This is a genomic window from Mycobacterium sp. UM_Kg1 (assembly GCF_000972925.1).
In the GTDB taxonomy this organism is placed as follows: Bacteria; Actinomycetota; Actinomycetes; order Mycobacteriales; family Mycobacteriaceae; genus Mycobacterium; species Mycobacterium hiberniae.
This window is the reverse complement of record NZ_JRMK01000132.1, coordinates 1-9957: the sequence shown is the minus strand read 5'-3', so window position 1 is coordinate 9957 and position 9957 is coordinate 1. Positions and strand designations below refer to the sequence as shown.

Here is a 9957-nt window from a genome sequence, read left to right as displayed (position 1 = left end):
GGCATTACAGGACGGTGCGAGCGGTGCGCAGACGCAGCTGTTCGATGTCACCTACTCGTATCTCACGATTCCTGACAACGAGCAGGCAGACTTGATGTGGCACGAGGTCAACGTGCTGGCGACGGGGTACTCGCTCGACGCGGTCAACATCGTCGTGCGTGAACACGAGCGGGACGGGTCGCTCGACGTAGACCTGTTCTATGCAGAGGACGTCTTTGACGCGAACTATTCGTTCACCGAGGCGTTGCGGCACGTCCTGGCTTTGATCGAAGCTGGGCTGGAGTCGTGGCATACGCCAGTCGGCGAGATCGACATGCTGTCCGACGCGGATCGAACCCACCTGGACACGTTCGCCTCTGGAGCGCCGATCGATGCCTGATATCGATACTGCGCCGACCATGCGTGTTGACCGAGCTGCCGCCGACACACCCGGTGAGCGGCCTGCGGTGGTGTCGGTGAGCGGAACGCTCTGCTACGCGGAGTTCGACGCAGCGGTGAACCACATCGCCAAGGTGCTGCGCGCCAAAGGTGTTAAACGCGACAGCCGTGTCGGGGTGATTGTGCCGCGCTCGCCGGAGCTGCTCGTGGCAATCCACGGAGTTCTGCGCGCCGGCGCCGCCTACGTGCCGATCGACCCGGGGTATCCGTCGTTACGTGTGCGAACGATCGTCGAGGACAGCGGTGCCCGCGTGATAGTGGCCGGAGCGGACTTCGCGGAGATGGCTGACGACCTGGAGGTTGATCGCGTCGAGCCGTGTATTGCCGAAGCGGACTCGGTCGAACCAGTCGCCGCACCGGAGGACCTGGCTTACGTCATCTACACGTCAGGATCGACCGGCCGGCCGAAGGGTGTGATGATCGAGCATCGGTCAGTGGCCAACCGGCTGCGGTGGATGCAGCGGCAGTATCCGCTGGGTGCCGACGACGTGATTATGCATAAGACTCCGGTGACATTCGACGTCTCGGTGTGGGAGTTGATGTGGTGGAAGATGGTGGGCGCGAGCGTCGCACTGCTCGAACCAGGGGGCGAACGCGATCCACGCAAGATCATCGCCGCGGTTGAGCGGCATCGGGTGACGGTCATGCACTTCGTGCCGTCGATGCTGCGCGCGTTCCTGGATCAGCTGGAAGACGAGCCTGATTCGATCGACCGGCTCACGGCATTGCACACCGTCTTCTGCAGCGGGGAGGCACTCACACCGGCGCTGGTCGAGCGATTCAACCGGGTCTTCGCCCCCATCGGGGTCCCCCGGCTGGTGAATCTCTATGGGCCGACCGAGGCGACGGTGGACGTGAGCTTCTTCGACTGCCCCTCGTCGGGGCCGATAGAAGTCGTCCCGATCGGCAAGCCAATCGACAACACCGCGTTGCTGGTTCTCGATGAACGTGGAAACCGCTGTCCGATAGGCGTTCCCGGTGAGCTGAACATCGGCGGGATGGGGCTGGCCCGCGGCTATCTGGGCCGAGATGAACTGACCGCAGCCGTGTTCGTCGCCGACGAACGCCTGCCGGGTGGCCGGCGTTACCGGACCGGTGACCTCGCCCGCTGGCTTGCGGACGGCAATCTGGAGTTCCTGGGACGCATCGATGATGAGGTCAAGGTCCGGGGCAATCGGGTGAATCCCGGCGAGGTCCAAGTCGTGATGGAGTCATGCCCGGGTGTGCGGTCGGCTGTGGTCGTCGCCGAGCCGTCGGACACCCACGGCACCCACCTGCTCGGCTATTTCGTCGGAGAGTCGGTCTCTGTTGTCCAACTTCGCAAGCACCTGGCCCAGCGACTGCCTGCATACATGGTGCCCACCAGCTTGGTCGCCTTGCAGGCGTTCCCTCTCACGGCGAGCGGCAAGGTGGATCGTCAGGTGCTGCCCCGCGCCGGCGTCGCGGACCGCCCGGCCGACAAACGCATAGCCCCGCGCACTCCGGCCGAGGCGGTGCTGGCCGACGTGTTCGCCTCGGTGCTCGGCCTGGATGCAGTGGGCATACATGACAATTTCTTCGCCATCGGCGGCGATTCAATGCTTGCCCTCGCGGTGCGCAGCGAGGCCGAGAAGCGGGGCATCACTGTGGATATCGACGATCTGTTCGCCCTGCCCACCATCGCCGAACTGGCCGAGTCGAGTTCGCGGCGGGCGCCCGATCCGCACGGAGTCAAGGACGCGTTCGCGATGCTCCCCTTGATCGACCGAGCGGTACACCACGATGCCGAGGATGCATTCCCCGCAACCGCGCTGCAACTGGGCATGCTTTTCCACAGCATCGCGAGTGCCGAATCGACGATGTACAAGGATGTCTTCCGCTACCGCATAGCGATGCCCTGGCGCCAAGCTGAATTCACCGACGCATTCGACCGGTTGGTCGCGCGGCATCCTGCTCTGCGGTCTTCGTTCGACCTGAGCCGATACTCGGTGCCGGTACAGCTCGTCAGAGCCCGCGTGCCACGAGCATTTGACGTCGTCATCGGGGCCGATGATGTGCTGATACGGGATTACCTGGTGGCCAGACACGCGCATCACTACGAGTTGGACCGTGCCCCGCTGTACCACCTGCGCGCTTTCGTAGGTGATGACGGAGTGGATCTGGTCTTTGCGTTCCACCACGCGATTCTGGATGGCTGGAGCGTTGCGAACCTGATCCGGGAGCTGGTGCAGGACTACCTGCTGCACATCGGCATTGATGTGCCGGCGGTCGACACCGGAGCCTGTTCGGCCACGATGCTCGCCGAGTACGTTCGCCTGGAAAGGGAGGTACTCCAAGACCCCGCTGCACAAGAGTTCTGGCGTAGTGCCCTGTCCGGATCCCGAGCGACCTCGCTGCAATCGGGAGCCCTCGACGTAACCCCTACGGACGCAGATCCGGCCGTGACGGTCCTGCTCCCGCAACAGTTGCAGGAGACCATGGGCGAGCTGGCGAAGACGCGCACGCTGCCGATGAAGTCGCTGCTGCTCGCCGCTCATTGCGTTACCCTGCAGAGAATCTCGGGAGAGTCGGATATCACCACCGGGTTTGTCACCCATGGACGTCCCGGACGGGCAGGTGCCGAAGTGTTCGCCGGCTTGTTCCTCAACGTGCTCCCGATCCGGCTCGGCAACCAATCGGCGACGTGGCTGGGTGCGCTGGAAGAAGTGGCCAGGTTCGAGAGCGCAAGCCATCGCTATCGGCGCTACCCATTACGGGCCATGCAGTCTGATGCCGGGCGCCCGCTGTTCACCACAGCATTCAATTACGTCAACTACCACCCGTTCGCCGAGTTGGCCGGCATCGCGGGTATCGAACTGCTGGACTTCGAAGTTCATGAGCAGACGAACTTCGCGCTAATGGCGACGGTCGGTATCGACCCGCGCACGCAGCGGATGTTTCTCAGCGTCACCGGCACGCAAGCACACGCCTATGCCAAGGTATTCATCAATGGGCTTACGGAGATGGCGAACGCACCGGAGCTGGCCGTGGACCACGATCGCAACGTTGCGCATACGCCGGTGGAAGCTGCGCTCCTCGAGATTTTCGCCTCGGTGCTGGGGGTGGAATCCGTTGGTCTACATGACGACTTCTTCACCATCGGCGGAGATTCGATCCTTGCCCTAGTCGTGCGCAGCAAGGCGGAGAGGCGCGGTATCGAATTCGATGTCGAGGAACTGTACGCTCGGCCCACGGTCGCCGAACTGGCGCGGTCGAGCGCACGGCCGCCTCGCAAGGCGCAAGGCGTCACGGATGCGTTCGCATTGCTTCCGTTGATCGACCGCGCGGCGCTGCATGACGCCGAAGATGCGTTCCCGGTGAATACGCTGCAATTGGGCATGCTGCTGCACAGCATTGAGAGTGCCAGATCGGCGATGTACAAAGATGTGTTCCGCTACCGGTTGTCGATGCCGTGGCGGGAGGCGGAGTTCGCCGACGCATTCGATCACTTAGTCGCGCGGCATCCCGCGCTGCGGTCGTCATTTGAACTCAATCAGCATTCGGCACCGGTGCAGGTGGTCCGGTCGCGGGTGCCATCAGCGTTTGACGTCGTGACCGGCGGCGGTGACGGGGAGGTCGAGGACTATATGGCCGCCCGGCATGCACATCGCTACGACTTCAGTCGGGCGCCGCTGTACAGCCTGCGCGCATTCGTCCGGGATGACGGTGTGGACCTGGTCTTTGCGTTCCATCACGCGATTCTGGACGGTTGGAGTGTTGCCAACCTGATACGCGAACTGCTGCAGGACTATTTGTTCCGAATCGGTCTCGACGTGCCGCCGGTCGGCACGGGGAGCTACTCGTCGGCCTTGCTCGCAGAGCACGTTCGTCTGGAGCGGGAAGCAGTCGCTGATCCCGCTGCGCAAGAGTTCTGGCGTCGAGCGGTGGACGGATCGCACGCGACGGCGCTGGAGTCCTACGTCGCTCACGAAGCGCCCGGGACCGCCGATCCGACTGTGTCGATCCTGGTCCCGCAGTGGTTGCAGCATGCCGCTGGAGAGTTGGCAAAGTCTCGCGGGCTTTCGATGAAATCACTGCTGCTGGCTGCGCATTGTGTGGTCCTGCAAAGGCTCGTGGGCGAGTCGGACGTCACGACCGGACTGGTCACTCACGGGCGCCCGGGCCGCGCCGGCGCCGAAGTTGCCGCTGGGCTGTTCCTCAACACGATTCCGGTCCGGCTCGACGGTCAGCCCGGGACCTGGATCGAAGTCGTCGAACGAGTGGCCCGGTTCGAGCGCGCAAGCCATCGCTATCGGCGCTACCCATTGCAGGCCATGCAATCCGACGCGGGGCGTCCGCTGTTCAATGTGGTGTTTGACTTTGTCAACTATCACCTGTTGGGCGGGCTGCCCGATGTCACCGGGATAGAACTGCTCGACTTCGAAGTGCGTGAACGGACGAACTTCGCGTTGTGGGTGACCGCTGCGACCGACCCGCGGACCGGTCGGCTGTCGCTTCGCGTCGGTGGCGATCCCGCGGTGCTGACAGCGACGCAAGCATGCGAGTATGCGAATTCGCTGGTGCGTGTGCTGAGCGCGATGGTGCGCTCACCGGAACAGGTCGTCGATCCCGTTGCCGATGAGCTGGAACTTCGCGACGTCGTGCAACTCGTGTCCGAACAGGCGGCGGCGAACCCGGATGCAACCGCGATCGTCACCGACTTCGGGCGCTGGACGTATGGCGAACTCGACGGGGGAGCTGAGCGAATCGCCGCCGGCCTCTTGGCGTCCGGCATGCCGTCAGGAGCGCGAGTCGGCGTGATGCTGGATCGTTCGCCCGAACTGATCGCGACGGTGCTCGGCGTCCTGAAGGCCGGCGCTGCCGTTGTGCCGTTGGACGTCAGCTACCCGCGCGTGCGTATCGACATGATGTTGGAACGTGCCCGGCCGGTTCGCGTCATATCCGATATCGCCGAGGTGCGGGCGCTGCTGGACATGCCGGCCACGAACACACTGCCGGCCATCGATCCCGAAAGTGCGGCCTACGTCTTGTTCACTTCGGGCTCGACGGGTGAACCCAAGGGCGTCACGATGCCGCACCGGGCCCTGCACAATGTCATCGCATGGCAGAACCGACGCCCTTCTGGGGCCCTCGGCGGTTCCACGCTGCAGTTCTTCCCGCTCTCCTTCGACGTCTCGTTCCAGGAGATCTTCTCGACACTCTGCGGTGGCGGCAGGTTGCGCTTGCTGTCCGAGGCGCAGCGCAAGGATCAACGGGCACTGGTCCGCCTGGTCGCCGATGAGGGGATCGAACGGGCATTCCTGACCTGCGTCGCGTTGCAGGCATTCGCCGAGGCGGCACAGACCACCAGAACACGGTTGTCGTCGCTGCGTGTCGTGGTCAACGTCGGCGAGCAGCTGAGGGTGACGCCGGAGATCCGCCTACTGTGTGCCGGACATCCCGGCATTCTCCTGGAGAATCAGTACGGTCCGACCGAGACACACGAAGTCGCCAGCTATACCTTGAGCGGTCCGCCGGATGAATTTGCGGTATTGCCGCCGATCGGCACTGCTGTCGACGGCGCAACGATAGGTCTGCTCGGTGCCGACCTGCATCCGGTGCCGTGCGGAGCGAAGGGCGAGATCTACATAGGCGGACGGTGCCTCGCGCTCGGCTACGAAGGTCGGCCCGATCTCACTGCGCAGCGGTTCGTCATGATCGGCGGCGAAAGGATGTATCGCACGGGCGATCTAGGAGCGCAGCTGCCCACCGGCGACCTGGTCTATCTCGGGCGCGCTGACACCCAGGTGAAGGTGCGCGGCTTCCGCATCGAGTGTGCGGAGGTCGAACTGGCCTTGATGAATCTTAACGACATGTCGATCCGAGGGGCGGCCGTGGTCGCGCGAGACCTCGACGACGGGGACGCCAAATTGGTGGCCTATCTCGTCGGGGACCGGGAAGCCGCCGACGTCGCGACGATTCGGTCCCGCCTGCGAATGGTGCTGCCTGCGTACATGATCCCGGCGCAGTTCCAATGGCTCGAAGAGTTTCCTCTCACGCCGAGCGGTAAGCGTGACGATCAGGCCCTGCGCGGGCTGTCGTTCACCCCTACCGTTGCAGCTTCGTCCGGCGTCACTGCGTGCAACGTCTATGAGCAGGCGGTCGCTGACATCATGGCGGAGTTCGCCGGTACGGCCGGGTTCGGCGTCGACACCAACTTCTTCGAAGCCGGCGGCACCTCGATCGGTGCCATGCGTGTTGTGATGGCCATCGCGCGGCGATGGGATGTGGATATTCCGCTGGATGCGTTTGTCGAAGCACCCACTCCGGCCCACCTTGCTGGCCTGATCGCGGCGGGCGGTCCGGCCCGTACGTTCGACCCCATCGTGGCGCTGCGCACGGAGGGCGATCGCGTACCGCTGTTTTTGGTGCACCCCATGGGCGGCAATGTTTTGTGCTATCTCGACCTGGTCAAGCACCTTCCGGTCGACCAACCGGTCTACGCGCTGCAGGCGGCAGGTGCCGAGCCCGGGGCGGAGCCACTGCGAACGATGAGTGACCTGGCCGCGTCTTATATCGCTGCGATTCGCAGGCTGCACCCGGTCGGGCCGTACCACATCAGTGGATGGTCTTTCGGCGGCTACGTTGCCGTCGAAATGGCCCGGCAACTTCCCGCCGATGAGCTGGCACGCCTTATCCTGCTCGATACCACGGCGCTCGGCGATCGACCACGTGCGGTCGTCACTGAAAGTGACTTGATCACCTGGTTCGTCGGGGAACTGCTGTTGGAAGCCCACGGCGTCGAGGCGAAGCAGCTGGCGTTCGGACTCGGCGGAATGGATCCCGATCTCTCGTTCGATTCAGTTCTGCGCTACGCGATCGAGGCGGGAGTCGTTCCCGCCGACAGCTCGCCACAACTGATCCGGCGGCTCTACGAGATCTTCCGCGCCAACTGCGAGGCAACCCTGGCATACCGCCATGCTCCGTTGGATCGGGATATCACGCTGCTGCGGTCGCGCGATGAACTCCCGCCGGAGTTGGCGGGCCCCCACCGGATGGTGGGGAGCATGTTCGCCAGTCCAACAAATGGTTGGGAAATAGTGACGCCGCGCAGCCTGAGCGTGATCGAGGTAGCCGGTGACCACTTGTCGATGATGTCGGAGCCGTATGTCGCCGACGTTGCAGCCAAGCTGTCTGCCGCGATCGCCGGGTTCGAGCTTGTCGGTGAGAGCCCGCGATGAACGCGCCGACGGTGGCGGTGATCGGCGCCGGAATCGGCGGCCTGACGGCTGCCATCGCACTGCGGGCCAAGGGAATCGACGTCGAGATCTACGAATCTGCGGCCGAACCCCGGAGCACCGGAACGGCACTCGGGCTCGCCTGCAATGCCACCAAGGTGCTGTGCCGCCTGGGTATTGACCTCACAACGGATGCATGCTGTCGTGCGCTTGAGCGCTTTGAGCTGCGTACGGCCCGAGGCGGGCTGATCCGGGCCATGCCGGGCGCGGCGCTGACCGCCGAACTCGGGCATCCATTCGTGAGTATTCACCGCAACGAGCTGATCGGGACGCTGCGCAACGCCGTTGCCGACACCCCGATCCACTATGGGGCCCAGGTCATCGACGTCGGGATCGGACGTTCCGGTGCGCGCGCCACGTGTGTCGACGGTTCCGACGTGCGAGCAGACGTCTTGATCGGGGCCGACGGAATCCGTTCGGTCGTCCGATCGATGGTCGCCGGCGAGCAGCCGGCCAGAGAGTACGGCTATGTCTGCTGGCTTGGGACCGTGCCCTTTGAGCATGAGCGCATGGTGACCGGATACACCGGGCACTACTGGGGCAGAGGTCAGCGGTTCGGCCTGATCGACATAGGCGGCGGGATGGCCTACTGGTGGGGGATACGGAACATACCGGCAGCCCGGGCACGTGACTGGCACGGAGACAAGGGAGAAGTCCTGGCGGCATTCAACGGCTGGGCTCCCGAGGTAGTCGAGGCGATCGAGCAGACGCCGGCGGAGGCAATTGTCAGCGTGCCCGGTCAAGATCGCCCCCTCCTCAAACAGTGGGGTAAAGGCCCGGTCACCCTGTTGGGTGATGCGGCGCACCCCATGCTGACCAGCAGGTCACAAGGCGCCAGTTCGGCGATCGAGGACGGATACGTGTTGGCGGAGGCGATCGCGCGGACACCGGATGCGGTCGACGCCCTGCGCGTATACGAGAACAGGCGCCGACACCGAGCCGCAATGCTGGTGCGGAGCTCGCGGCGACTCAACAAACTGGAACAGGCGCAGAATCCCCTGATCTGTGCAGCGCGGAACGCCGGTATGCGTCGTGTTCCTATGCGTTCGCTGACCCGAAACACGGCCCGTCCCATGCGGTTCGACCTGGGATGGAAGTCATGACCCAGACCGGAGGAACGCCTAACGAGGTTCTCACGCGATGGCTTTCGCGGCGCGCCGGCTGGATCGTCGCGGCGACGCTGGTATTACTCCTGCTCTGTGGGATCTATTCCACGCAGCTGAACGGGCGGCTCAGCGGCGGCGGCTGGACCGTGCCCGGATCTCCGGAGGACCGTGCCGAGCAGGCGCAGAACGCCGGTTTCGTGGGGCGCGGTTCATCGACTGTCATGCTGCTGATTCACGATGAGCGGTTCAGTGCGCCGTCGACTGGATTCGACCGGCGTGCAGCGGAAGTGACCGAACAGATCGTGGCCGACCCTCGGCTGCAGGTCCGCAGCCAGACGGGTTGGAGCTCACTGCCGTCGCCGCAGCGAGACGAGCTGCTCGGCCACGACGCCCGGACAACGCTCACCACGCTGGAACTCGGCATCGACGACGGCACCGCGAAGCGGATCCTGCCGGAGGTCACCAGGGGGTTATCGCGCTTCAACGCGGAAGGATTAGAGGTCTATCTGGTGGGTCAGCAGGCCGCATTCGCCGCCACCAACGCGGTAGGTGCGGCTGCTCTCACGCGTGTTGAACTGATCCTGCTTCCACTGGTCGTAGCGATTCTGTTGATGCTGTACCGCAGTGTCGCCGCGGCGCTGATCTCCCTTGGCGTGAGCGTGACCGGGATCGTCTTCGCGACAGCTGCACTCACGTGGCTCGCCGGCGAAGTCGAGCTGACCGTCATCGTGCAGAGCATCGTCACCATGTTGGGTCTCGGCGTAAGCGTGGACTATTCCCTTTTCATGATCCGCCGGTTCATCGACGAGATGGCCGGGTCCGATCGAAGGGTCGCGCTTACCAACACCATCCGAACTGCTGGGCGCAGCGTCGCCGCCTCGGGAACAACGGTCGCAGTCGCCTTGGCGACGCTGTTCATCGTTGATTTACCGCAGATCCGTTCGATCGCGTTCGCGGGGATCATCGGCGTGGTCACGGCGGTCCTGGCATGTCTTGTTGTGCTGCCCGCCGTGTTGTACCTACTCGGCGACCGGGTGACGGCTTGGTGTGTCCCGTGGCTGCCGCACACCCGGGATCGGTCCCGCCGGCGCTGGGACAGACTTGCCCGGGCCATCATGTCCAGACCAATTGCCGCCCTGGTGGCCACGTCTGCTGCT

4 protein-coding genes are annotated in these 9957 nt (G+C 64.3%); all 4 read left to right on the top strand.

All coding sequences use genetic code 11. The annotated features are described in order from the left end of the window. A partial coding sequence (locus tag LI92_RS23840; RefSeq protein WP_192830079.1) for a hypothetical protein occupies positions 1-379 on the top strand: 379 nt, incomplete at its 5' end. After that, positions 372-7637 carry a non-ribosomal peptide synthetase gene (locus LI92_RS23835; protein WP_082109773.1) on the top strand — a complete coding sequence of 2422 codons (7266 nt, stop codon included), beginning with the start codon at positions 372-374 and terminating at the stop codon, positions 7635-7637. The genes LI92_RS23840 and LI92_RS23835, both read left to right, overlap by 8 nt. After that, a complete protein-coding gene (locus LI92_RS17070) occupies positions 7634-8797 on the top strand; it encodes an FAD-dependent monooxygenase (protein WP_046320928.1) in 1164 nt (387 codons plus the stop codon). Before LI92_RS23835 ends, LI92_RS17070 begins: the two co-directional genes overlap by 4 nt. Continuing rightward, a partial coding sequence (locus tag LI92_RS17065; RefSeq protein WP_046320926.1) for an MMPL family transporter occupies positions 8794-9957 on the top strand: 1164 nt, incomplete at its 3' end. The genes LI92_RS17070 and LI92_RS17065, both read left to right, overlap by 4 nt.